At 72.5% G+C, this 21,803-nt stretch carries 26 protein-coding genes; 17 read left to right on the forward strand and 9 right to left on the reverse strand.

Annotated features, from left to right (window positions below; all coding sequences use genetic code 11):
• Nucleotides 1-161: 161 nt before the first annotated feature.
• From sufD to ACIA3K_RS05495, 11 genes are all read left to right on the forward strand, one after another.
• A complete protein-coding gene (gene sufD / locus ACIA3K_RS05445) occupies nucleotides 162-1,307 on the forward strand; it encodes a Fe-S cluster assembly protein SufD (protein ID WP_396799321.1) in 1,146 nt (381 codons plus the stop codon).
• On the forward strand, nucleotides 1,307-1,633 hold the full coding sequence (locus tag ACIA3K_RS05450) for a non-heme iron oxygenase ferredoxin subunit (RefSeq protein WP_396799322.1): 327 nt from the start codon (nucleotides 1,307-1,309) through the stop codon (nucleotides 1,631-1,633). Before sufD ends, ACIA3K_RS05450 begins: the two co-directional genes overlap by 1 nt.
• On the forward strand, nucleotides 1,633-2,406 hold the full coding sequence (gene sufC, locus ACIA3K_RS05455) for a Fe-S cluster assembly ATPase SufC (protein WP_396799323.1): 774 nt from the start codon (nucleotides 1,633-1,635) through the stop codon (nucleotides 2,404-2,406). Before ACIA3K_RS05450 ends, sufC begins: the two co-directional genes overlap by 1 nt.
• A 20-nt stretch (nucleotides 2,407-2,426) precedes the next feature.
• The gene (locus ACIA3K_RS05460) at nucleotides 2,427-3,731 is read left to right on the forward strand and encodes a cysteine desulfurase (protein WP_355049607.1); all 1,305 of its coding nucleotides are present in this window, start codon (nucleotides 2,427-2,429) and stop codon (nucleotides 3,729-3,731) included.
• Nucleotides 3,732-3,733: 2 nt separating this feature from the next.
• The gene (gene sufU / locus ACIA3K_RS05465; protein ID WP_355049630.1) at nucleotides 3,734-4,207 is read left to right on the forward strand and encodes a Fe-S cluster assembly sulfur transfer protein SufU; all 474 of its coding nucleotides are present in this window, start codon (nucleotides 3,734-3,736) and stop codon (nucleotides 4,205-4,207) included.
• On the forward strand, nucleotides 4,204-4,638 hold the full coding sequence (locus ACIA3K_RS05470) for a metal-sulfur cluster assembly factor (RefSeq protein ID WP_396799324.1): 435 nt from the start codon (nucleotides 4,204-4,206) through the stop codon (nucleotides 4,636-4,638). The genes sufU and ACIA3K_RS05470 overlap by 4 nt, the downstream gene beginning before the upstream one ends.
• Nucleotides 4,639-4,818: 180 nt before the next feature.
• Nucleotides 4,819-5,427: a TIGR03086 family metal-binding protein gene (locus tag ACIA3K_RS05475; RefSeq protein ID WP_396799325.1), complete on the forward strand. Its 609-nt coding sequence runs from the start codon at nucleotides 4,819-4,821 to the stop codon at nucleotides 5,425-5,427.
• A 532-nt stretch (nucleotides 5,428-5,959) separates the two neighbouring features.
• Entirely contained in the window at nucleotides 5,960-6,592 is a 633-nt protein-coding gene (locus ACIA3K_RS05480; RefSeq protein WP_396799326.1) for a LysE family transporter, read from the forward strand.
• A 112-nt stretch (nucleotides 6,593-6,704) separates the two neighbouring features.
• Nucleotides 6,705-7,364 (forward strand): acVLRF1 family peptidyl-tRNA hydrolase, encoded by a 660-nt coding sequence (locus tag ACIA3K_RS05485; RefSeq protein WP_396799327.1) that lies wholly within the window; start codon nucleotides 6,705-6,707, stop codon nucleotides 7,362-7,364.
• 237 nt (nucleotides 7,365-7,601) lie between these two features.
• Nucleotides 7,602-7,901, forward strand: a complete 300-nt coding sequence (locus ACIA3K_RS05490) for a muconolactone Delta-isomerase family protein (protein WP_396799328.1) — start codon at nucleotides 7,602-7,604, stop codon at nucleotides 7,899-7,901.
• A 2-nt stretch (nucleotides 7,902-7,903) separates the two neighbouring features.
• Complete coding sequence (locus ACIA3K_RS05495) at nucleotides 7,904-8,269, forward strand: SgcJ/EcaC family oxidoreductase (RefSeq protein ID WP_396799329.1); 366 nt, start codon at nucleotides 7,904-7,906, stop codon at nucleotides 8,267-8,269.
• Nucleotides 8,270-8,334: 65 nt separating this feature from the next.
• On the opposite strand, the gene ACIA3K_RS05500 is transcribed toward ACIA3K_RS05495, so the two are convergent.
• Nucleotides 8,335-9,261, reverse strand: coding sequence for a neutral zinc metallopeptidase (locus tag ACIA3K_RS05500; protein ID WP_396799330.1), 927 nt, complete (start codon nucleotides 9,259-9,261; stop codon nucleotides 8,335-8,337).
• Nucleotides 9,262-9,523: 262 nt separating this feature from the next.
• Between ACIA3K_RS05500 and ACIA3K_RS05505 the strand changes: the two genes are divergently transcribed.
• Nucleotides 9,524-11,128: an ABC-F family ATP-binding cassette domain-containing protein gene (locus ACIA3K_RS05505; protein ID WP_396799331.1), complete on the forward strand. Its 1,605-nt coding sequence runs from the start codon at nucleotides 9,524-9,526 to the stop codon at nucleotides 11,126-11,128.
• A 35-nt stretch (nucleotides 11,129-11,163) separates the two neighbouring features.
• Here ACIA3K_RS05505 and ACIA3K_RS05510 read toward each other — a convergent pair whose 3' ends face one another.
• Nucleotides 11,164-11,763: a cadmium resistance transporter gene (locus ACIA3K_RS05510; protein ID WP_396799332.1), complete on the reverse strand. Its 600-nt coding sequence runs from the start codon at nucleotides 11,761-11,763 to the stop codon at nucleotides 11,164-11,166.
• Nucleotides 11,764-11,963: 200 nt separating this feature from the next.
• On the opposite strand from ACIA3K_RS05510, the gene ACIA3K_RS05515 reads away from it, so the two are divergent.
• The 3 genes from ACIA3K_RS05515 to ACIA3K_RS05525 all read left to right on the forward strand — a co-directional run bounded on the left by ACIA3K_RS05515 (nucleotide 11,964) and on the right by ACIA3K_RS05525 (nucleotide 15,095).
• Nucleotides 11,964-12,191 carry a helix-turn-helix domain-containing protein gene (locus ACIA3K_RS05515; protein WP_007462679.1) on the forward strand — a complete coding sequence of 76 codons (228 nt, stop codon included), beginning with the start codon at nucleotides 11,964-11,966 and terminating at the stop codon, nucleotides 12,189-12,191.
• A 46-nt stretch (nucleotides 12,192-12,237) separates the two neighbouring features.
• Nucleotides 12,238-13,005, forward strand: a complete 768-nt coding sequence (locus ACIA3K_RS05520) for an enoyl-CoA hydratase/isomerase family protein (RefSeq protein ID WP_396799333.1) — start codon at nucleotides 12,238-12,240, stop codon at nucleotides 13,003-13,005.
• A 113-nt stretch (nucleotides 13,006-13,118) separates the two neighbouring features.
• Nucleotides 13,119-15,095 (forward strand): ABC transporter ATP-binding protein, encoded by a 1,977-nt coding sequence (locus ACIA3K_RS05525; RefSeq protein WP_396799375.1) that lies wholly within the window; start codon nucleotides 13,119-13,121, stop codon nucleotides 15,093-15,095.
• A gap of 108 nt (nucleotides 15,096-15,203) precedes the next feature.
• Here ACIA3K_RS05525 and ACIA3K_RS05530 read toward each other — a convergent pair whose 3' ends face one another.
• The 7 genes from ACIA3K_RS05530 to ACIA3K_RS05560 form a co-directional block, all read right to left on the reverse strand.
• Nucleotides 15,204-15,461, reverse strand: a complete 258-nt coding sequence (locus tag ACIA3K_RS05530; RefSeq protein WP_396799334.1) for a hypothetical protein — start codon at nucleotides 15,459-15,461, stop codon at nucleotides 15,204-15,206.
• 106 nt (nucleotides 15,462-15,567) lie between these two features.
• Nucleotides 15,568-16,173 (reverse strand): G/U mismatch-specific DNA glycosylase, encoded by a 606-nt coding sequence (gene mug, locus ACIA3K_RS05535; protein WP_396799376.1) that lies wholly within the window; start codon nucleotides 16,171-16,173, stop codon nucleotides 15,568-15,570.
• 23 nt (nucleotides 16,174-16,196) lie between these two features.
• The gene (locus ACIA3K_RS05540) at nucleotides 16,197-16,958 is read right to left on the reverse strand and encodes an SDR family oxidoreductase (RefSeq protein WP_396799335.1); all 762 of its coding nucleotides are present in this window, start codon (nucleotides 16,956-16,958) and stop codon (nucleotides 16,197-16,199) included.
• Nucleotides 16,943-17,491, reverse strand: a complete 549-nt coding sequence (locus tag ACIA3K_RS05545; RefSeq protein WP_396799336.1) for a hypothetical protein — start codon at nucleotides 17,489-17,491, stop codon at nucleotides 16,943-16,945. The genes ACIA3K_RS05540 and ACIA3K_RS05545 overlap by 16 nt, the downstream gene beginning before the upstream one ends.
• Complete coding sequence (locus tag ACIA3K_RS05550; protein WP_396799337.1) at nucleotides 17,488-18,306, reverse strand: DUF692 domain-containing protein; 819 nt, start codon at nucleotides 18,304-18,306, stop codon at nucleotides 17,488-17,490. Before ACIA3K_RS05550 ends, ACIA3K_RS05545 begins: the two co-directional genes overlap by 4 nt.
• Nucleotides 18,303-19,223 (reverse strand): TIGR04222 domain-containing membrane protein, encoded by a 921-nt coding sequence (locus ACIA3K_RS05555; protein WP_396799338.1) that lies wholly within the window; start codon nucleotides 19,221-19,223, stop codon nucleotides 18,303-18,305. The genes ACIA3K_RS05550 and ACIA3K_RS05555 overlap by 4 nt, the downstream gene beginning before the upstream one ends.
• A gap of 104 nt (nucleotides 19,224-19,327) precedes the next feature.
• Entirely contained in the window at nucleotides 19,328-19,900 is a 573-nt protein-coding gene (locus tag ACIA3K_RS05560) for a TetR/AcrR family transcriptional regulator (protein ID WP_234591495.1), read from the reverse strand.
• Between the two features lie 77 nt (nucleotides 19,901-19,977).
• Between ACIA3K_RS05560 and ACIA3K_RS05565 the strand changes: the two genes are divergently transcribed.
• A complete protein-coding gene (locus tag ACIA3K_RS05565; RefSeq protein ID WP_396799339.1) occupies nucleotides 19,978-20,838 on the forward strand; it encodes a carbon-nitrogen hydrolase family protein in 861 nt (286 codons plus the stop codon).
• A 64-nt stretch (nucleotides 20,839-20,902) separates the two neighbouring features.
• Nucleotides 20,903-21,547: an HAD family hydrolase gene (locus ACIA3K_RS05570; protein WP_396799340.1), complete on the forward strand. Its 645-nt coding sequence runs from the start codon at nucleotides 20,903-20,905 to the stop codon at nucleotides 21,545-21,547.
• Nucleotides 21,548-21,803: the final 256 nt, after the last annotated feature.

Genomic DNA, 21,803 nt, shown 5'->3' on the forward strand with positions numbered 1-21,803 from the left:
CTGTGTTTCTCGCCGTCCTTGTGCTTCCCCCGAAACATCTTCGTGTGGGGGGGGGGGGGGGGGGGGGGCCGGGGGGGCCCGGGGGGGGGGGGGCCGCCCCCCCCCCCCCCCCCGCACGAAGCCCAACCTCGCCGTCACGGAACAGACAGACCAAGGAAGACATGACTACCCAGGCTTCCGCGCCGCCGCCCAGCACCAAGTCGCAGGCGCTGCGCTCGTACGACGTCGCCGACTTCCCGGCCCTCACCGGCCTGGAGGAGGACTGGCGCTTCACCCCGCTCAAGCGCCTCCGTGGCCTCTCCGGTGACCTGCCGGCCGAGACCGGCACGGTCCGGCACGAGTACGGCGACCTGCCCGAGGGCGTGGCCATCACCCGGATCGGCCGCGACGACGAGCGGATCGGCAGCGTGCTCACCCCGGTCGACCGGGTCAGTGCGCTGGCGTACGGCGCTGCCGCCGAGGCCCTGTTGGTGCGGGTGGCCCCGGACGTGGTGCTCGGTCAGTCGGTGAGCCTGCGGGTGGTCGGCACGGGCGCGGGGCAGCCGGCGTTCGGGCACACGTTCGTCGAGATCGGCCGCTTCGCCGAGGCGACGCTGGTGCTGGAGCACGTCGGATCGGCCACCCTGGCCGACAACGTCGAGGTCGCCGTGGCCGACGGCGCGAAGCTGACCCTGGTCACCGTCGCCGACTGGGCCGACGACGCGGTCCAGGCCCAGCACCTGAAGGTCAAGCTGGGCCGGGACGCCAAGGTCATCCACATCCAGGTGTCCCTGGGTGGCGACCTGGTCCGGCAGTTCACCTCGGTGGAGTACACGGGTCGGGGCGGCGAGGCCGAGCTGTACGGCGTCTACTTCGCCGACGGCGGCCAGCACCTGGAGCACCGGCAGCTCGTCGACCACAACGTGCCGGACTGCCGCAGCTACGTCGGCTACCGGGGCGCGCTGCAGGGCGCGGACGCGCACACCGTCTGGGTCGGCGACGTGCTGATCCAGGCCGAGGCGACCGGCACCGACACGTACGAGATCAACCGGAACCTGCTGCTCACCGACGGCGCGCGCGCGGACTCCGTACCCAATCTGGAGATCGAGACCGGCGAGATCGCCGGCGCTGGCCATGCCAGCGCGACCGGCCGTTTCGACGACGAGCAGCTGTTCTACCTGATGGCCCGGGGTATCCCGGAGGGTGAGGCCCGTCGCCTGGTGGTCCGCGGCTTCTTCGCCGAGGTGATCAACAAGATCCCGGTCGAGGCGCTGCGCGAGCGCCTGGGCGACGCGATCGAGGCCCGGCTCAGCAAGGCCGGCGCCTGATGATCCGGATCTGCTCCACCGAGGATGTGCCGAAGGGCACCGCCATCAGTGCGGACGTCGACGGCACGCCGATCGCGCTGGTGCACGCCGAGGACGGCCAGTTCTACGCCGCCTACGACGAGTGCTCGCACGCCGCGGTCGCCCTCTCCGAGGGTGAGGTCGACGGCTGCACGCTGGAGTGCTGGTTGCACGGCTCGCGCTTCGACCTGCGCACCGGCACGCCCACCGGCCTGCCCGCCACCGAACCCGTACCCGTCTACCCCGTCCAAGTCCGCGACGGCGACATCTATCTGAGCCTGACGCCGAGTAATGGAGTGACCCGATAATGAGCACCCTGGAGATCCGCGACCTGAAGGTGTCGGTCAAGCTGCCCGAAGGTGAGCTCAAGCCGATCCTGGCCGGCGTCGACCTGACCGTGAAGTCCGGTGAGACCCACGCCATCATGGGCCCCAACGGCTCCGGCAAGTCCACCCTGGCGTACTCGATCGCCGGTCACCCCAAGTACGAGATCACCGGCGGCTCGGTGACCCTCGACGGCGAGGACGTCCTCGCCATGACGGTCGACGAGCGGGCCCGCGCCGGCCTATTCCTGGCCATGCAGTACCCGGTCGAGGTTCCCGGCGTCTCGGTGGCGAACTTCCTGCGTACCGCGAAGACCGCCATCGACGGCGAGGCGCCGAAGCTGCGTACCTGGGGCGGCGAGCTGCGCGGCGCGATGGAGCGCCTCCAGATGGACCCGGCGTTCGCCCAGCGCAACGTCAACGAGGGCTTCTCCGGCGGTGAGAAGAAGCGGCACGAGATCGTCCAGCTGGAGCTGCTCAAGCCGAAGATCGCCATCCTCGACGAGACCGACTCGGGTCTCGACGTGGACGCGCTGCGCGTGGTCAGCGAGGGCGTCAACCGGGTCCGCGACACCGGCGACACCGGCGTGCTGCTGATCACCCACTACACGCGGATCCTGCGCTACATCAAGCCGGACCACGTGCACGTGTTCGTCGCCGGTCGGATCGTCGAGCAGGGCGGCCCGGAGCTGGCCGACAAGCTCGAGGCCGAGGGTTACGAGCGGTACGCCGCCGGGGCCGGTTCGGCCAAGGCCTGAGTGGGAGAGGCGCTGTCGAGATGACCAGCATCGCGATCCCCGAGGGGATGCCGCAGTACGACGACGTGCCGCGTTTCGACGTGGCCCGGGTGCGCGCCGACTTCCCGATCCTCGATCGGGAGATCAACGGGCACCCGCTGGTCTACCTCGACAGCGCCAACACCTCGCACAAGCCCCGGCAGGTCCTCGACGTGCTCGACGAGCACTACGCGCGGCACAACGCCAACGTCTCGCGGTCGGTGCACACGCTGGGCACCGAGGCCACCGAGGCGTACGAGGGGGCGCGGGCCAAGCTCGCCGCGTTCATCAACGCGCCGAGCGTCGACGAGGTGGTGTTCACCAAGAACTCCACCGAGGCGATCAACATCGTGGCGTACGCCTTCTCCAACGCCTCGCTGCGTCCGGACGGCGACCCGCGGTTCCGGCTCGGCCCCGGCGACGAGGTGGTGATCTCCGAGATGGAGCACCACTCGAACATCGTCCCGTGGCAGCTGCTCTGTGAGCGCACCGGCGCGACGCTGCGCTGGTTCGGGGTCACCGAGCAGGGCCGGCTCGACGAGTCGGGCCTGGAAGACCTGATCACCGAACGGACGAAGATCGTCTCGCTGGTGCACATGTCGAACATCCTCGGCACCGTCAACGCCACCTCCCGCATCACCGCGCGGGTGCGCGAGGTGGGCGCGCTGCTGCTGCTGGACTGCTCCCAGTCCGTGCCGCACCTGCCCATCGACGTGGTCGATTTGGACGCCGACTACATCGTGTTCACCGGGCACAAGATGCTCGGTCCGACCGGCATCGGCGTGCTCTGGGGCCGGGGCGAGCTGCTGGCGGCCATGCCGCCGGTGATGGGCGGCGGCTCGATGATCGAGACGGTGACCATGGCCCGGTCGACGTTCGCCGCGCCGCCGGCCCGCTTCGAGGCGGGAACTCCGCCGATCGCCGAGGCGGTCGCGCTCGGCGCGGCGGTCGACTACCTCACCGGCATCGGCATGCCGGCGATCCAGTGGCACGAGAAGGAGCTGACGGCGTACGCGCTGGACGCCCTCGGCTCGGTGCCCGACCTGCGGATCTTCGGCCCGACCGTACCGATCGGCCGGGGCGGCACCATCTCGTTCGCCCTCGGTGACGTGCACCCGCACGACGTGGGGCAGGTGCTCGACTCGCTGGGCGTGCAGGTGCGGGTGGGTCACCACTGCGCGAAGCCGGTGTGCAGCCGGTTCGGCGTTCCGGCGATGACCCGGGCGTCGTTCTACCTCTACACCACCACCGGGGAGATCGACGCCCTGGTGGGCGGTCTGGAGCAGGTACGGAAGGTGTTCGACTGATGGTGCAGCTCGACCAGCTCTACCAGGAGATCATCCTGGATCACTACAAGCACCCGCACGGGCGGGGCCTGCGTGACGCCGACGACCCGGGCGACCAGGTCGCCGAGGCGCACCACGTCAACCCGACCTGCGGCGACGAGGTCACCGTCCGGGTGGCCACCGACGGCACGGTGCTGCACGACATCTCGTACGACGGCATGGGCTGCTCGATCAGCCAGGCCTCGGCGAGCGTCCTGCACGAACTGCTGCGCGGTCGGGGCGCCGGGGAAGCATTCGAGGTGCACGAGGCGTTCGTCGAGTTGATGTCCGGACGTGGCCAGGTCACGCCGGACGAGGACGTACTCGGTGACGGGGTCGCTTTTGCGGGCGTGGCCCGCTATCCCGCCCGGGTCAAGTGCGCGCTGCTGCCGTGGATGGCGTTCAAGGACGCCGCGGCACGCGCCGGTGTGGGCGTGAGCCCGGAGGTGAAGGCATGAGCAGCGAGGATACGGCTACTGCGGCGACGCCGGAGGCCGACGACACCGTCGTGGCACAGACCGGCGCGGTGAGTGGCGACGTCGCCGCCCCGGCGGATGGCGTCAGCAAGGCCATGATCGCCGACATCGAGGAGGCGATGAAGGACGTCGTCGACCCGGAGCTGGGGATCAACGTGGTCGACCTGGGCCTGGTGTACGGGGTGCACGTCGACGACGAGAACGTCGCGACCCTGGACATGACGCTTACCTCGGCGGCGTGCCCGCTGACCGACGTGATCGAGGACCAGGCCCGGCAGGCCCTCACCACCGGCCCCGGTGGCGGCCTGGTCAACGACATCCGGATCAACTGGGTGTGGCTCCCGTCGTGGGGCCCGGACAAGATCACTGACGAGGGTCGGGACCAGCTGCGTTCCCTCGGCTTCAACGTCTGACCCGAACTCCCGATCTTCTTCGTTCGAGCGCGGTGCCCTCCGGGGTGCCGCGCTCGACGTGTTCAGAGGTGAAACCTGCTGTGGAACGGATCGTTCCGGTCTGCTAAGCTGAGGTCGAAACGGAGCGGAACGTTCCGTTTCGCTGGGAAACTCGGCGGATCGGCGGAGAGGGTCGGGACAATGAACGAGACGGCAGCGGGACAGTGGCGGATCGTGCTCGACGAGGCGCACCGGGCGCTGCGGACGACCGCCGAGGGAATCCCGGTCGAGGCCTGGGACCTGTCCACGCCCTGCGATCGGTGGACGGTCACCCAGGTGCTCCAGCACGCGACCGGCGACCAGCTCGCCTACGTCGCGGCGATCACCGGCGGATCGGGGCCGGAGGAGGACCCGTTCGCGCCCTCCGGTCGGATCGAGGGGAACAAGCTGACCGGCCTGTACGCCGCCCTCGACGCCTCCGCCCGTGCCTGGGCGGGCGTCGCCGACGAGGATCCGCAGGTGCCGACGCCCCTGCCGCACGGCGCGCTACCGGCCCACACGGCTGCCGTCGCCGCCGCCCTCGACGCGGCGGTGCACGCCTGGGACATCGCGGTGGCCACCGGTCAGCCGTCCCCGCTCCACGACGACCTGGCCCGCCCCCTGTTCGAGGTCGCGCGGCAGATCGTCGAGCCGCTGCGGGCCTACGGCGCGTTCGCGGCGGCGCTCGACCCGGGCGCGGAAGCCGACGAGGTGAGCGCGCTGCTCTCCTACCTCGGCCGCGACCCCCGGTGGGCCGAGTCGCGGCACTGATCCGCCGCGATCCGGCCAGGATCGTGCTCGATCATGGATGTAGTGGCCTCGGTGCCTCGCCGAGGCCACTACATCGTGGTTCGAGCACGATCTTCGGCTGGCGCCCGCAACTCACCCGCCAGGTGGGACTGATCGGTCGACCGGTCCCAGCAAGACCTGCGCAACTACACCGATGTTGCTGTTTCCGGCGTGGCGGATGCAGCACCTTCCCCGATGTTGTGAGGATCTTGGGCGTGCAGGGCGGCCCCCGACGCCGATCTTGCGCTTTCTGTGCCGACTTAATTCGCGAAGGTGGACATCTCGGCGTCCGAAAGTGCAAGATCGGCGTGCGGGCGTGCGGGCGTGCGGGCGTGCGGGCGGGGCGCGTCAGTGCGTGGGCGCTGCGGGGAAATCCGTTGCGGGGGTCGACTGTCGGCGCGCACGATGCCGATGTGATCGAGGCGTACGCGATGCGGGTTCTGGTCCCTGCGACGACTGCCGGTCGTCGACAGCGGCCGGTACCGGGGCGGGCCTCGATCCTGCGTCGACGGCCATGAGCGGGGCGTTCCTCGCCGGTCTGGTGGCCGGCTACGGCGTCGCCATCCCGGTCGGCGCGATCGCGATCCTCATCCTGGGGCTCAGTGCCCGTACCTCGTTCCGGGTCGGCGCGGCGGCGGCCCTCGCGGTGGCGACGGCCGACGGGCTCTACGCGGCGGTGGCCGCGCTGGGCGGCGCCGGTCTGGCCGGGGTCATCGCGCCGGCGGCCGGTCCGCTGCGGGTGGTCGCCGCCGTGGTCCTGTTGGGGCTGGCCGGGCACGGGCTCTGGCGGACCTGGGTTGCCCACCGCTCCCGTCGGGCGCCGGCGGCGCGGGGCGGTCGGGGCATGGAGACTCCGGGCCGTGCCTACGCGGCGCTGCTCGGATTGACCCTGCTGAACCCGACGACGGTGCTCTACTTCGTCGCGTTGGTCCTCGGGCGGCCGGACACAGCCGACGCGGGACCGTTGCCGGCGGCCCTGTTCGTGGCCGGAGTGTTCCTGGCGTCGGCGAGCTGGCAGCTGCTCATCGCCGGTGGCGGCACGGTGGTCGGCCGGGCACTGACCGGCCCGCGCGGCCGGCTGGTCACGGGCGTGCTCTCCAGCGTCCTCATCGCCGCGCTGGCGGTGGCCGCGCTGCTGCCGGGCTGAGGGTCCGGGCGGGCCGGCGGTGGCCGCGCTGCTGCCGGCCTGACGGTCCGGGCGCGCTGGCGGGTGCCGGGCTGAGGGTCCGGGTGCGCCGGCGGTGGCGTACGGTCGGACGGTGACCAGTCGACCCGCCGCCGGGGGAGGCCGGTGGGTCGAGGTCGACCCGGCCCGCGTCGGCCGCTGGGTCGAGGGCTTCGCCGACCGGCACGGCCCGCCCACCACCACCGCACGGGAGTACGGGCTGCTGCTGACCGCCCCCGACGGAGCCACCGCCGAGTTGCACACACCGCCCGGCTCGCCCGCCAGGGACGACGTGGCCGCCTTCGTGGCCGCCGCCGGCACGCCGTACCGGATCGGTCTCTTGTTGGCCCGCAAGGGTGCGGTGGCGATCGGCGTGGCGCGGGGCGCCGAGCTGGTGGTCTCCAAGGTGGACACCCGGTATGTGCAGGGGCGCACCGCGGCCGGTGGGTGGTCACAGCACCGGTTCGCCCGGCGGCGTGACAATCAGGCCAAGGCGGCGCTGGGCGACGCGGCGGACCTGGCCGTACGGCTGCTGCTGCCGGAGGCGGCCAAGCTGGCGGCCCTGGTCTGCGGCGGTGACCGGCGGGCCGTGGACACGGTGCTCGCGGACCGGCGGCTGGCCCCGCTCGTGCCGCTGCGGGCCGAACGGCTGCTCGACGTGCCGGAGCCTCGGCACGCGGTCCTGGTCGCGGCGGTGAGCGCGGCCCGGGCGGTACGGATCCGGTTGCGCGACCCCGCCCCGGCCCCGGACTGACCGCGTCTGGTCAGCGGCGACGGCACCCGCCCCGGACTGACGGCGTCTGGTCGGCGGCGACGCTATCCGCCCCGGCCCCGGACTGACCGCGTCTGGTCAACGGCGGCGCTACGCGCGCCGGATCGCGGCGGCGGCGCTGCTCTCGGCTGGCCGTCCGGTCGAGTCGGAGCAGAGACGACCGCCACCCGAACGGGGGTTCGGGGCGTGGTGCGGCGCGCATGGTCGGAGGATGGGCGCGTGGAGTTCCTGGTGGACATGGTGACGACGGTGCCGGACGGCACGTCGGAGGACGGGGTTGCCGAGATGCGTGCGCGTGAGGCGGCGCGTTCGGCCGAGTTGACGGCGCAGGGCAGTCTGCTGCGCCTGTGGCGGCCGCCGCTGGCGCCGGGGGAGTGGCGTACGTGGGGTCTCTTCGAGGCCGCCGACGCGGACGAGTTGGAGTCGGTCCTCGCGTCGATGCCGCTGCGCGCCTGGCGGCGGGAGACCGTCACGCCGTTGACGCCGCACCCGAACGACCCCGGTCGGCCGGGGCGGTGACCGTGGCCGCTGACGAGGTGGAGATCCTGCGCTCGGTCCTGGACCGGTGGAGGTCGGCGGTCGACGCCCACGAGCCGGAGCGCGTCGCGTCGGTCTTCGCGGATGACGCGATCTTCCAGGGCCTGCGCCCGTACGTTGTCGGCCGGGACGGCATCGCGGCGTACTACGCGGCACAGCCGCTGGGCCTGACCGCCGCGTACGAGATCCGGGAGACCCGGCGGCTCTCCGCCGACGCGGTCCTCGGCTATCTGGAGGTCGAGTTCGGCTTCACCGACCGGCCGGCGCTGACCGTGCACCTGGGCGTGGTCGTGCGGCGGGTCGCTGACGCCTGGCTGATCGGGCACTACCAGGTGTCCAAGCTCGACTGAGCGCTGAAACGACAATCGTGGCAGGCCCGCCGGGCGGGCCTGCCACGATCGTGCGGTACGGGGTGTCAGAGCTGGTCGGTGCCGAAGGTGTCGCAGGTCTTCGGGTCGCCCTGGTCGTAGCCCTGGCTGAACCAGCGCTTGCGCTGCTCGGACGTGCCGTGGGTGAACTGGTCGGGGTTGACCCGTCCGCCGGAGCGCTCCTGGATGCTGTCGTCACCGATCGCCTCGGCGGTGTCGACGGCCTGGCTGATGTCGGCCTCGGTGATCGACTTGAACAGCGGCTCCTGGCCGCTCTTGTCCTTGCTCTCGGTGGCGTGCTTGGCCCAGGCGCCGGCGTAGCAGTCGGCCTGCAACTCCAACCGCACGGAGGCGGACTTGGGGCCGCTCTGGTCGCCCTGGCCGGCCTTGGCGTTGGTGCCGAGCAGGTCCTGGACGTGGTGGCCGTACTCGTGGGCGAGCACGTACGGCTGGGCGAACTCGCCCTTGGCCCCGAACCGGGTGGCCAGCTCGTCGTAGAAGCTCAGGTCGATGTACACCTTCTGGTCGGCGGGGCAGTAGAACGGGCCGACGCCGGAGTCGGCCTGCCCGCAGCCGGTGTTCACGGCCTGCTGGAAGAAGTTCGTGGTGGTGGGCTCGTAGTTGCCCTTGCCCAGCTCGGGGTACGCCTTCTTCCAGTACGCCTGGATGCTGTTGACGAAGAGCAGGTTGCGGCAGCGCGCGTCCTGGAGACGGTCGGGGTTGGCGGTGGAGCACACCTGGTCGAGGTCGTCGCCTCCGGCCTGGCCGCCCTCGTCGCCGTTGTTCATCGCGTTGAGGCCGAAGCCGCCGCCGAGCAGGGCGATGATGACGGCGACCACGATGCCGATGATGCCGCCCTTGCCGCCGCCTCCCGGGATGGGGATGCCCATACCTCCGCCGCCCCCGCCGCCGCTGCCGCGGCCCAGGTCGTTGGCCTGGGAGGTGTCGAGCTCGGCCCGCTCGTTCAGTTCCATGCTGACCCCGATCGCCTAATACCGGTGAATGTCGTCTGTGTGTCGTTTAGTCGTTTCAGTGCCGGACGGGGTCCGGACAGGCGTTCCGGTACCCGATGATCTTGATTGGTAATCCGAGCGGGTCGTACGTGAGCGCCCGGTACACTTGTCGCCGTGCCGCGCTGCGAAGGCTGAACCGCCCCGCGCCGACGGGCCCACCGCCCGCCGGCGCTTTCGCGTGCCCTGAGTCAGCCTTCCAGACCCCGAGAGCGAGTCCTACGAGATGATCACTGCCACCGGCCTGGAGTTGCGTGCCGGCTCCCGGATCCTGCTGTCCGACACCACCCTGCGCGTGCAGCCCGGTGACCGGATCGGCCTGGTCGGCCGCAACGGCGCCGGCAAGACCACCACCCTCAAAGTGCTCGCCGGCGAGGGTCAGCCGTACGGCGGCCAGATCGACCAGCGCAGCGCCATCGGCTACCTCCCGCAGGACCCCCGCACCGGCGACCTGGAGGTCACCGGCCGCGACCGGGTGCTCTCCGCCCGCGGTCTCGATGTGCTGATGGCCCAGATGAAGGAGGTCGAGGAGCGCCTTGCCGAGGACGCCAACGACAAGCTGGTCCGCCGCTACGGCGTGCTGGAGGACCAGTTCGCCGCCCTGGGTGGGTACGCCGCCGAGGCCGAGGCCGCCCGGATCTGCGCCAACCTCGGGCTGCCGGACCGCGCGCTCGCCCAGACCATCGGCACCCTCTCCGGCGGTCAGCGTCGGCGCATCGAGCTGGCCCGGATCCTGTTCCGGGACGCCGGTGAGAACGGCGGCGGCATCCTGCTGCTCGACGAGCCGACCAACCACCTCGACGCCGACTCGATCACCTGGCTGCGCGGGTTCCTCGCCAACCACAAGGGCGGGCTCATCGTGATCTCCCACGACGGCGCGCTGCTGGAGTCGGTGGTCAACAAGGTCTGGTTCCTCGACGCCACCCGCTCGGTGATCGACGTCTACAACCTGGGCTGGAAGGCGTACCTGGAGGCCCGCGAGACCGACGAGCGCCGCCGCCGCCGCGAGCGGGCCAACGCCGAGAAGAAGGCCGGCGCGCTGATGGCGCAGGCCGACAAGATGCGGGCCAAGGCCACCAAGACGGTCGCCGCGCAGAACATGGCCCGCCGCGCCGAGAAGCTGATCTCGGGCCTGGAGGAGGTACGCGTCGCCGACCGGGTGGCGAAGGTCCGCTTCCCCAGCCCCGCCCCGTGCGGCAAGACGCCGCTGACGGCGACCGGCCTGTCCAAGTCGTACGGCTCGTTGGAGATCTTCACCGACGTCAACGTGGCGGTGGACCGGGGTTCCCGGGTGGCCATCCTCGGGCTCAACGGCGCGGGGAAGACGACGCTGCTGCGGATGCTCGGCGGGCTGCTCAGCCCGGACACCGGCGAGGTACACGCGGGGCACGGCCTGCGGTTGGGCTACTACGCGCAGGAGCACGAGACGCTGGATGTGGAGCGGACGGTGCTGGAGAACATGCGCGCCGCCGCGATCGATCAGTCCGACACGGACCTGCGCAAGATCCTCGGCGCGTTCCTGTTCTCCGGCGACGACGTGAACAAGCCGGCCGGCGTGCTCTCCGGTGGCGAGAAGACCCGGCTGGCCCTCTCCACGCTGGTCTGCTCGGGCGCCAACGTGCTGCTGCTCGACGAGCCGACCAACAACCTGGACCCGGTCAGCCGCGAGCAGGTGCTCGACGCGATCGCCAACTACCCGGGTGCGATCGTGCTGGTCACGCACGACCCCGGCGCGGTGCTCGCGCTCAAGCCGGACCGCGCGATCCTGCTGCCCGACGGCGACGAGGACGCCTGGAGCGACGACCTCCTCGAACTGGTCGAGCTGGCCTGACCGCGCGGCCGTCGGGTCGGGCCCCGGCCCGGCCGTCAGCCCAGCAGGTCGACCAGGTGGCCCAGCACGCCGGAGCTGACCAGGATCACCACACCGATGCCGACGAAGATCGCCGGTACCAGCCAGTGCCCGGCACGCTCCACCAGCGCGACCACCCGCCGGTGGCCGCCCAGCCAGGCCGCGGCGGCGCACCACAGGCCGATCAGCACCACGAAGATCAGCAGGAACACCGCGCTGTCGCCGGGGCCGAGGGCCCGGAACACGGGTACGTAGACGGCCACGTTGTCGGCCCCGTTGGCGATCGTCACCCCGGCCACGCCGAGCGTGCCGGTGACCACCGTGGCGGCCTCGTCGTCGTCCCGGTGCCACAGCGCGCGGACGCCCAGCGCGATCGGCAGCAGGCCGAGCAGCCCGGTCCACGGGTCCGGCACGACCAGCAACCCGGCGGCGACCACCGCGCTGGCCAGCGCGAGCGCGCCGATGCCGAGATACTGGCCGGCGACGATCTGCGCGGCGCGCGGGCGGCCGGTGGTGCGGGCCGCGACGAAGAACAGCGTGAGGATGACGATGTCGTCGATGTCGGTGGCGGCGAAGACGACGGCCGCGCCGGCTGCGGTGCCGAACAGGTCGATCACGTCCGGGAGCGTACGGCTGCCGGCGTCACCGCGCCGGAGTGGCCCACTCGGGACGTTTCGCGAGGATCACTCTATCGGGAACCTGACATTGCATAGCGTGTCGGTTGGCGAAGAGTTGATATCTGGCGCATGATCGTTCGAGGCGGTCTAATAGGTGGGACCGTATCCGAACCGCACAGTCTGGGACGTGAGGACACAGCATGGCAGCCACTGGCACAGCCACCAGCACTGAGAAGGGTCGCCGGATCGTCGGAGCCGAGCGTCAGACGCTCGCCAAGGACCTGGTAAAGCGGTACACCTCGGGGGAGAGCATCCGCGCGCTGGCGGCCTCGACCGGCCGTTCCTACGGGTTCATCCACCGAGTGCTCACCGAGTCCGGGGTTCAGCTGCGTCAGCGCGGCGGTGCCCGGCGCCGCAAGAAGGCGTGACCCGCCCCTTAGCGTCGTTGACCAACGCCGCCCCCCGGGCAGTCCGGTGACCACCGAGGCGACCGGGGTTCGGCTGACCTGCGACGGGCCGGTCGCCACGGTGACGTTGTGCCGGCCCGACGTGCTCAATGCCCAGACGCCGGCCATGTGGCGCGCGATGAGCGAATTCTCGCGCGACCTGCCCGGTGACGTACGGGTGGTGGTGGTCCGGGGCGAGGGGCGTGCGTTCTCCGCCGGCCTCGACCTCGCGGTTGCCGGTGCGTCCGGCCCGGGGTCGTTCGCCAAGCTGGCCACGCTGCCCGAGGACGAGTGCGCCGACCGGATCGCCGAGTTCCAGGGCGGCTTCAGCTGGCTGCACCGGCCGGATGTCATCTCCGTGGCGGCGGTGCAGGGGCACGCGATCGGTGCCGGCTTCCAGCTTGCCCTCGCCTGCGACCTGCGGGTCCTCGCCGCCGACGCGAGGTTCTCGATGGCCGAGGTGACGCTCGGGCTGGTGCCCGACCTGGCCGGCACGAAGCGCCTCGTGGAGCTCGTCGGCTACTCCCGGGCGCTGGAGATCTGCGCCACGGGCCGCCGGCTGGACGCCGCCGAGGCCGACCGGATCGGGCTGGCGACTCTCGTCGTACCCCCGGGGGAGCTGGACGACGCGGTCCGTGACCTCACGGCGGGCCTGTTGGCCGGCCCGCGCGACGCGGTGGTGGAGATCAAGGCGTTGCTCGCCGGCGCGGCCGGGCGGTCGCACGCCGACCAGCAGCGGGCCGAGCGCGAGGCGCAGACCCGCCGCCTGCGCGATCTCGCCGGCCGGGGCGAATAGTAAGGACCGCGCGGGAAGATCCGGGTTACGAGCGAGGTTGTCACACCTGTCGGGAGAATTGACCCGACAGCGCGGTCCGCCCGACGACCCGGAGGTGAGTGGTGTCCAGCCCGATGTCCGGCGGTGGCATGGCCGGGTGGAGCATGCTCCGGTCGATGCGCAACCGCGACGAGGTCTCCACCCACCGGCTCAAGAGCGGGGTGGCCCGCCGCATCGTCGCCTTCGCCCAGCCCTACCGGCGCGACATCGTCGTCTTCCTGGCCACGGTCGTGCTCGCCGCCATCATCGGCGTCGCCACGCCGGTGCTCGCCGGTGACGTCATCAACGCGATCAACCGGGGCGGCACCGAGGCCGGTCGGCTCGTCATCCGGTTGGCCCTGTTCATCGCCGGGCTGGCGGTCGCCGACGCGTTGCTGTCCCTGGCCCAGCGGTGGTATTCCGCCCGCATCGGCGAGGGCATCATCCTCAACCTGCGCACCCGCGTCTACGACCACGTGCAGCGGATGCCGTTGCAGTTCTTCACCCGCACCCAGACCGGCGCCCTGGTCAGCCGGCTCAACAACGACGTGCTCGGCGCGCAGCGCGCGTTCACCTCCACCCTGTCCGGCGTGGTCAGCAACGTCATCCAACTGGTGCTCACCGCCGCGGTGATGTTCACCCTCTCCTGGCAGATCACCGCGCTCTCGCTGGTGCTGCTGCCGATCTTCATCATCCCGGCACGCCGGGTGGGCCGGCGGCTGGCCGACATCACGCGCGAGGCGTACAACCTCGACGCCAAGATGAACGCGACGATGACCGAGCGGTTCGGGGTGGCCGGCGCGCTGCTCGTGAAACTCTTCGGCCAACCCGACATCGAGGCCCGCCGGTTCGCCGGCCGCGCCGAGCGGGTCCGCGACATCGGGATCCAGTCCGCCATGTACTCGCGGACGTTCTTCGTGGCGATGCTGCTGGTCGCCTCGCTGGCGCAGGCGCTCACCTACGGTCTCGGCGGCTGGCTCGCCGTCACCGGCGGCGTCAGCGCGGGCACCGTCGTGACCCTCGCGCTGCTGCTGACCCGCCTGTACGGGCCGCTCACCGCGCTCTCCAACGTCCGCGTGGACGTGATGAGCGCGCTGGTCTCCTTCGACCGGGTCTTCGAGGTGCTCGACCTCAAGCCCGGCATCGTGGAGAAGCCCGACGCCGTCCCGGTGCCCCGGGGCGCCGGCCGGGTCGACTTCCGCGACGTGCGCTTCCGCTATCCCAGCGCGGCCGAGATCTCCCTCGCCTCGCTGGAGGAGGTCGCCACCCTCGACCGTACGGTAAACGAGCCGGTGCTCAAGGGCGTCTCGTTCAGCGTCGAGCCGGGCCAGATGGTCGCCCTGGTGGGGCCGTCGGGCGCGGGGAAGTCGACGCTGTCGATGCTCATCTCCCGGATCTACGACGTCACCGACGGTCAGGTCCTGGTCGGCGGGGTGGACGTGCGCGACGCGACGCTCGCCTCCCTGCGCGACGAGATCGGCGTGGTCACCCAGGACTCGCACCTGTTCCACGAGACCATCGCCGAGAACCTGCGCTACGCCAAGCCCGACGCCACCGACGACGAGATCTGGGCCGCGCTCGCCGGCGCCCAGGTCGCCGACCTGGTCCGGTCGCTGCCCGACGGGCTGGACACGACGGTGGGGGAGCGCGGCTACCGCTTCTCCGGCGGCGAGAAGCAGCGGATCGCCATCGCCCGACTGCTGCTCAAGGCCCCGTCGATCGTCATCCTCGACGAGGCGACCGCGCACCTCGACTCGGAGAGCGAGGCCGCGGTGCAGCGTGCGCTGTCGGTGGCGCTGGCCGGACGCACCGCCCTGGTGATCGCGCACCGGCTCTCCACCGTCCGGGACGCCGACCAGATCCTCGTGCTCGACGGCGGTCGGATCGTCGAGCGGGGCCGGCACGACGAGCTGGTCGCCGTCGGCGGGCTCTACGCCGAGCTGTACCGCACCCAGTTCGCGGTCGCCGACTCGCCCCGCCCCTTCGTGGACGCGACCGGCCCCGAGCCGGTGGTCATGCCCCTGGGCACGTACGTCGCCGACGAGGCAATGCCGCCCGCCGCCGCCAACTGACCCGTCGTTTGGTTGATCCACCCGGGTTCGCGGAACTCGCGGTATCCCGGTCGCTTCTAAAGCCCGACTTCCTCGACGTCGAGTCGATCAACAGGCCGGCTGGTCGCACTACGGCATGCCGCCGGAGTCGCTCGTCACGCCCGCGTCGGAGGCCAGGTTCTGGTCACCGCCGCCGCCCTTGCCGCGAAGGCTGCCCCGGCGACGCTTGCGGGTTTCCCGCGCGCTCTGGCGGATCGCCTTGCGCGCGGAATCCAGCCCCGCCTGCCGGTCGTCCGACCGGGCAACCCTGCGTCGGCGCCGTAGTGCCACGAAGACGACCAACGCGAGGACGAGCACCAGGAACAGTGGGAGCAGAATGCGGGCCATGCGTGCAGGGTATCGGTGCCGAACAATGCCGCCCGATCATTCCCACCCCGGTTGATCATGAAGTTATCGCCACTCGTGTCGGCGTGTCGTGGCAATAACTTCATGATCAGCGGGGTGGGGCGCGGTCGGGCGGGTTGGTGGCCGTCCGTAGTTCGGCGAAGGCCGCGCCCAGCGTCACCGGTGTGAAGTGGGCGTTCAGGCCGCTCGGGTTGGGTAGCACCCAGAGCCGGGAGCCGGCCAGCGACTCCGGCTGGGGTCCGAAGGTGGCCTTTGGTCGTTGGAAACCGATCCGGTACGCGGTCACTCCCACCACGGCCACCCACTGTGGCCGGTACCGGGCCACCTTGTCGGTCAGGATCGCCGCGCCGTCGAGGAGTTCCTCAGCGGTCAGCTCGTCGGCACGGGCGCTGGCCCGGGCGGCCATGTTGGTGATGCCGAGCCCGAGGGCCGGCAGGTCGTCCTGCTCGCTCGGGTGCAGCAGGCGGGGAGTGAATCCGCCCAGGTGCAGCGCCGGCCAGAACCGGTTACCGGGGCGGGCGAAGTGCCAGCCGGTGGCCGCCGACCAGAGGCCCGGGTTGATGCCGACGAAGAGCACCGCCAGCCCTGGCGCGAGCACGTCCGGAATGGTCCGGTCCGCAGCCGCCGCCAGCTCCGCTCGGGTGGGCCGGGGAGGCGTGACACCCGGGCCGGAATGGCCGAGCGCCGACGGCACATCGCCGCCGCGGCCGCCCGTTGTCACAGGCCCCGCAGCGCGCCGCCGTCGACCGGCACGGTGAGGCCGGTCAGGTAACTCGCGGCGGGGGAGAGCACGAAGGCGGCCACCCGACCGAACTCGGCCGGGTCGCCGAGGCGTCGCAACGGGATGAGGGCCTTCGCCTCGGCGCGGGCGCGCTCCGGGTCGCCGGTCGCGGCGAACAGCTCCCGGTTGCGGTCGGTCATGATCCGGCCGGGCAGCAGGCCGACGACGCGTACGCCGCGCGGGCCGTAGTCGTCGGCGATGTCCTTGGCGACGCCGACGAGGCCGGGCCGCAGGCCGTTGGAGATGCCGAGGCCGGGCACCGGCCCACGGGCCGACGTGGACAGCACCAGCCCGATCGCGCCCCCGTCGGGCAGCGCCCCGGCGACGGTGCGCGCGGTGCGGACGGTGCCCAAAAAGACGGTCTCGAAGGAGTTCCGCCACTGCTCGTCGGTGATCGACGCGGCGTTGCCGGCGGGCGGGCCGCCGACCGAGATCAGCGCGCCGTCGAGCCGGCCGAAGTGGGTGCGGGCCGCCGCGACGAGCCGCTCCGGGGTCTGCGGGTCGGTCAGGTCCGCGGCGACGCCGACCGCCTTGCCCGGACCGCCCAGCTGCTCGGCGGCGGCGGCCACCGCGTCCGCGTCCCGCGCCGAGAGCACCACCCGGGCACCGTCGGCGACCAGGCACTGCGCCGTCGCGTAACCCAGGCCGCGGGAGGCGCCGGTCAGCACGTACACGCGGTCGGTCAGTCCGAGATCCATAACGCCGATCCTGCCCGATCCGGAGCGTCCCCGCCAACGTTGGCGGCGGGGCGCAGCAGCCGTACCCGACCGGCGACCTGCACCGCGACGGCGCCGCCGGCGCGGTTCACGGCTGGCAGTCGGCGCGGACGTGGCGCGGTGCGCCCGTCGTAGCGCAGAGTCGCCTCCCGGACCGCCAGCTCCTCCGCGCCCGACGGCGGCAGCGCCGCCCGCCCGCGCAGGGCCCGGGCCAGATCCCAGCCGTCGCGCAGGGAGCCCACCGTGGGGCGGCCGGCGGCCCAGTCGGCGAAGGTCGCGGGCCACGCGGCGCCGAGGCCGGCGGCGAGCCCTGGCCAGTGCCGGGCCACCTCGCCGGCGCGCTTGTTCAGCAGCGCCGCCCGGGCGACGGCCAGCGGCCCCACCGCGAATCCGGCCGGCGTCGGACCTCCGGCGACCAGCGTCGCGACCAGCTCCGCCTGCCGCGCGGCCAGGCCGGGGCGGGGCTGGGGCAGCTCGTGCGCGCCCTGGGAGTCGCCCGTGACAGCGCCGGTCATGTCACGGCCGGGAAGCCGGACGCTGCGGCCAGGGCGTCCAGTTCGGCGCGCAGCTCGGCGGCCGGCGGGTACCCGCCGTCGCGCTCCAGCAGCAGCGCCGGTGGCCGTCGCCGGGCACAGAGCGCGCCGACCAGCTCCAGCACCTCCGGCGGCATGGGATGGGTGTGCGTGTCGTGGTAGAAACCGCCGCGTTCGGCCCCGCCGGCCACGTGCACGTAGCCGATCCGGTCCAGGGGCAGCCGGTCGAGCAGCGCGAGCGGGTCGGTGCCCCGGTTGCGGGCGTTGGCGTGCACGTTGGCGACGTCCAGCAGCAGCAGCGCGCCGGTCCGGTCCAGGATCTCGGTGAGGAAGTCCGCCTCGTCCAGCTCGTCGTCGGGCCAGTCGAAGAGGGCGGCGATCGGTTCCAGCGCGATCGGCACCGGCAGCTCGGCCTGCGCGCGGGCCACGTTCGCGCAGACCGCGTCGACCGCCTCCCGGCTGCGGGGGAGCGGCAGCAGGTGCCCGGCCTCCAGCCCGCCGGCCCGCACGAACGCGATGTGCTCGCTGACCAGCGGGGCGTCCACCCGCTGCGCGACGGCGGCCAGGTGGGCGACGCGGGCCGGGTCGACCGGTTCGGCGCCGCCGAGGGAGAGCCGCACCCCATGGGGTACGACTGTCACGCCGCGCTCGCGCAGCCGCGTCAGCCCGACCGGGAGTGGCCCGGTCGACGTCACCGACTCGGCCACCACCTCGACGAAGCGCAACCCGGGCAGCTCGGCCACGAAACCGGCGATCTCGGGACGCCAACCGATGCCGACGCCGTACGGGCCGGTCATCCGCCGCACCCACCGCCGCCGCACCCGCCGCCTCCACTGCAGGAGCTGCCGCCGCCGCAGGAGCTGCCGGTCGTACCCGACGACCCGGTGCCGGCACCCGACGACCAGCCGCTGCTGGCGATCGCCTGGCGCTGGATCTCGGCCTGAGCGGCGAAGCCCGGGTCGATGGCCCACAGCGACGCCGTGCCGTACAGCGCCACACCCATCGCCGCGCCGGCCGCGCCGTAGGTGGCGTACGCGGGGGACGAGTCGGGGGCGAGGTGGTGGTGTCGGCTCCGCAGGTCGCGGAGCGCGTGGCGGCCGGCCCGCGTGGTCTGGGGCACCCGCCAGAGCAGCAGCACCGCCACCGCCACGCCGATGAGGGTGAGCAGCAGAAAGCCCACCGGACGCCCGTTGGCCAGGCCGGCGAACAGCCGTACGACGCCGAACACCAGCAGGGCGGCGAGGAGGATGCGCCACTGTCGTGCGGAGGCCTGTTGCGCCTGGCTCACGCGTAGTCCGCGCCCTTCGAGGCTGGTGCCGAGCTGGTCGAGCGCGGCGGCGACCCGCTGGTTCTGGGCGAGGTCCCGGGCTCGGGTGCCCTGGTGGGCGGCCCAGTGGATCGCCTGCTCCAGCGGGGTGAGCCCGGTGGGGGTCGGGCCGGTGGTGAGCAGGTGACGATCCGGACCGACGTCGATCGCGCCGCTGCTCCGCAGGCCGCCCAGCGCGGCGTGCACCGCGAGGGCCGGCCCACCGTTGAGGTAGGCGACCTCCTGGGGGCCGAGTGGCTCGGCGACGAGGGGTTCCGCGCCGGTGCTGAGACGTACCCGGTGCAGGACCGCGATGGTGACCAGCACCACGGCCGCCACCAGGTAGAGCCGGAGGAAGGTCGGACCGGGGACACCCCAGGTGTCGCCCGAGGCGGCGTGGACGATCATCGGCTGCTCCTGTCACCGGAGGGGTCGGCGGCCCCATTGTGGAGCACCGACGCCATGCCGCCGGCCCGGGGCGTCCGTGCCGTCGGCGGCGGCGGCAACACCGCTCAGCGGCGGCGGACGGCCTCCTCGACCAGGTCCAGCACCGGGCCCAGGTCACCGGCCGGCCGGCCCATGGCCAGGTGCAGCACCAGGCCGTCGTAGGCCAGCTCCAGGAACTGGGCCAGCACGTCGATCGGTACGTCCTCGCGCAGCACCCCGGCGTCGCGCTGGCGGGCCAGCCGGTCCCGGGTCGCCTCCGCGATCGCGGCGGACCGCTCCGCCCAGCGCTTGGCGAACGCCGGATCGGTGCGCAGCCGGCGGGACACCTCCAGTTGGCTGCCCAGCCAGCCGGTGGTGTCCGGCGAGACGGCGCGGGCCAGCAGGTCGCGCATCACCTGCACCAGACCGTTACGGGCGACCGTTTCGACCATGGCGGCGGCGTCGTCCTCGGCGACGGCGAGGAAGAGGGAGTCCTTGTCGCGGAAGTGGTGGAAGATGGCACCCCGGGACAGGCCGGTGGCCTCCTCGAGGCGGCGGACGGTGGCCCCCTCGTAGCCGAGTCGGGCGAAACACGCCCGGGCCGCGGCAAGGATCTCCTGCCGGCGCGCGTCGAGCTGGTCCTGACTTACTCTGGGCACACCTCGATCGTCGCAGGTCACCCCGGGCGGTGCAAACCGTACGTACGGCTTGGTAACGCGACGTTTACGATCCACCCGTGACCCGCTCGTACCCCGCGCCGTCCGGCCCGCTGACCGTCGCCACCGTCCAGGCCACCCCGGCGCCCGGTGACGTCGCCGGCAACGCGGCGGCCGCCGCCGAGCTGGTCCGGCTCGCCGCCGGCCAGGGCGCCCGGGTGGTCGTCCTCCCCGAGCTGTACCTGTGCGCGTACCACCCGCCGACCCTCGCCGCCGATCCGGTCGGCACCCACGTGGCGGCCGACCCGGCCGGGCTGGTCGCCGACGGTCGGCTCGACCCGCTGCGGGCGGCGGCACGGACCGCCGGGGTCACCGTGGTGGTCGGCGCCGCGGTTCGGCACCCGGACGACCGGCGGACCATCGCCGCTCTCGTGGTCGACCGCGCTGGCGCCGTCCGGGTCGGGTACGACAAGCAGCAGCTCTGGGGCGACGAGCGCGACCTGTTCAGCCCCGGTGGGCGGGGCGCCACGCTGCTCGTCGACGACTGGCGGCTCGGGCTGGGCATCTGCTACGACGGCTGTTTCCCGGAGCATGGTCGGGCCGCCGCGCTCGACGGCGCGCACGCCTACCTGTGTCCCAGCGGCTACCTGGCCGGCTCGGAGCACCGCCGGGACCTGTACTACGCGGCGCGGGCAGTGGACAACACGATGTTCGTGGTCTTCGCCAACGCCGTCGGCGGCAGCGACCCGTGGCGGTTCAACGGCGGCGCGGCGATCTACGACCCGCAGGGACGTACGCTCGCCCGGGGCGCCGACGAGGGCACGGACACGCTCGTGGCGACCCTCGACCCGGCCGTGCTCACCAGCACCCGGGCAGCCCATTCGATGCTCGCCGATCTGCTGCCGGGCCAGGGCGGCGCGCGGATGTCGCTGACCGGTTAAGCCCATCGTGAAGTCGAAACACGCGGGTCTGTTGGCGGACACGTCGGTCCCGTAGGGTGCCCGAGTGCCACTGCTCCTGCTGGACCTGGACAACACCCTGCTGGACCGGGCCGGGCCCTTCCGCCGCTGGGGTGAGCGCTTCCTGGACCGCATCGGCGCGCCCCCCACCGACATCGACTGGCTGGTCTCGCTCGACGCGGACGGGTTGACCGACCGCTGGGACCTGGCCGACGCGATCCGGGACCGCTACGAGCTGCGTATCCCCTCGATCGACCTGGTGGAGGAGCTGCACGACGGGGTGGTGGCGCAGACCCGGCTCGACCCGCTGACCGCCTGCGCGCTGCGCATCGCCGACGACGCGGGGTGGGTGCCCGTGGTGGTGTGCAACGGCACGGTACGCCTGGAGGACGCCAAGATCCGTCGTACCGGCCTGGACCGCTACGTCGCCGACTGGGTGATCTCCGAGGAGGCCGGGGTCAGCAAGCCCAACCCGCGGATCTTCGCGCTCGCCGCGCAGCGCGTCCGGATGCCGCTGCGTGGCGCGTGGGTGGTCGGCGACAGCCCGGAGGCGGACATCGGCGGCGCCGCCGCGGTGGGGCTGCCCAGCGTCTGGCTGCACCGGGGGCGGACCTGGTCGGACGTCCGGTTCGCGCCGAGCCGCACGGTGGACGGGCTGATCGCCGCCGTCGCCACGGTCCTCGCGAGCTGACTTCGCCACCGTTGTGAGCTGACGCTTCCGCCGCTGGCTGACGCGGCCACCGCTGTCGAGCTGACGCTTCCACCGCGAGCTGACGGGGAACGCCGTCGCGTCCCAGCGTAATTCGGTTGACCCGCCGTCCGAGCTGCCGCGAGGATGGCGGCGCATCGTGCACCGGGCGTACCGCCCGTTCGAGGAGAGGAGGTCGGCCATGGCCGTCTTCGCAGGTCGCTTTCCGCTGCCTATCTCAGCCTCGATCAAGGGAACC

Origin of the sequence: Micromonospora sp. NPDC051543 (assembly GCF_044454415.1) — a bacterium.
Lineage (GTDB): Bacteria > Actinomycetota > Actinomycetes > Mycobacteriales > Micromonosporaceae > Micromonospora.

Excerpts from the sequence above, each read along its gene's own strand:
- sufC (WP_396799323.1), top strand. The coding sequence starts at position 1,633 with ATGAGCACCCTGGAGATCCGCGACCTGAAGGTGTCGGTCAAGCTGCCC.
- ACIA3K_RS05480 (WP_396799326.1), top strand. The coding sequence starts at position 5,960 with ATGAGCGGGGCGTTCCTCGCCGGTCTGGTGGCCGGCTACGGCGTCGCC.
- ACIA3K_RS05475 (WP_396799325.1), top strand. The coding sequence starts at position 4,819 with ATGAACGAGACGGCAGCGGGACAGTGGCGGATCGTGCTCGACGAGGCG.
- ACIA3K_RS05525 (WP_396799375.1), top strand. The coding sequence starts at position 13,119 with ATGTCCGGCGGTGGCATGGCCGGGTGGAGCATGCTCCGGTCGATGCGC.
- ACIA3K_RS05550 (WP_396799337.1), bottom strand. The coding sequence starts at position 18,306 with ATGACCGGCCCGTACGGCGTCGGCATCGGTTGGCGTCCCGAGATCGCC.
- ACIA3K_RS05500 (WP_396799330.1), bottom strand. The coding sequence starts at position 9,261 with ATGGAACTGAACGAGCGGGCCGAGCTCGACACCTCCCAGGCCAACGAC.
- ACIA3K_RS05530 (WP_396799334.1), bottom strand. The coding sequence starts at position 15,461 with ATGGCCCGCATTCTGCTCCCACTGTTCCTGGTGCTCGTCCTCGCGTTG.
- sufD (WP_396799321.1), top strand. The coding sequence starts at position 162 with ATGACTACCCAGGCTTCCGCGCCGCCGCCCAGCACCAAGTCGCAGGCG.
- ACIA3K_RS05460 (WP_355049607.1), top strand. The coding sequence starts at position 2,427 with ATGACCAGCATCGCGATCCCCGAGGGGATGCCGCAGTACGACGACGTG.
- ACIA3K_RS05515 (WP_007462679.1), top strand. The coding sequence starts at position 11,964 with ATGGCAGCCACTGGCACAGCCACCAGCACTGAGAAGGGTCGCCGGATC.
- ACIA3K_RS05505 (WP_396799331.1), top strand. The coding sequence starts at position 9,524 with ATGATCACTGCCACCGGCCTGGAGTTGCGTGCCGGCTCCCGGATCCTG.
- ACIA3K_RS05470 (WP_396799324.1), top strand. The coding sequence starts at position 4,204 with ATGAGCAGCGAGGATACGGCTACTGCGGCGACGCCGGAGGCCGACGAC.
- ACIA3K_RS05545 (WP_396799336.1), bottom strand. The coding sequence starts at position 17,491 with ATGACCGGCGCTGTCACGGGCGACTCCCAGGGCGCGCACGAGCTGCCC.
- ACIA3K_RS05555 (WP_396799338.1), bottom strand. The coding sequence starts at position 19,223 with ATGATCGTCCACGCCGCCTCGGGCGACACCTGGGGTGTCCCCGGTCCG.
- ACIA3K_RS05450 (WP_396799322.1), top strand. The coding sequence starts at position 1,307 with ATGATCCGGATCTGCTCCACCGAGGATGTGCCGAAGGGCACCGCCATC.
- ACIA3K_RS05540 (WP_396799335.1), bottom strand. The coding sequence starts at position 16,958 with ATGGATCTCGGACTGACCGACCGCGTGTACGTGCTGACCGGCGCCTCC.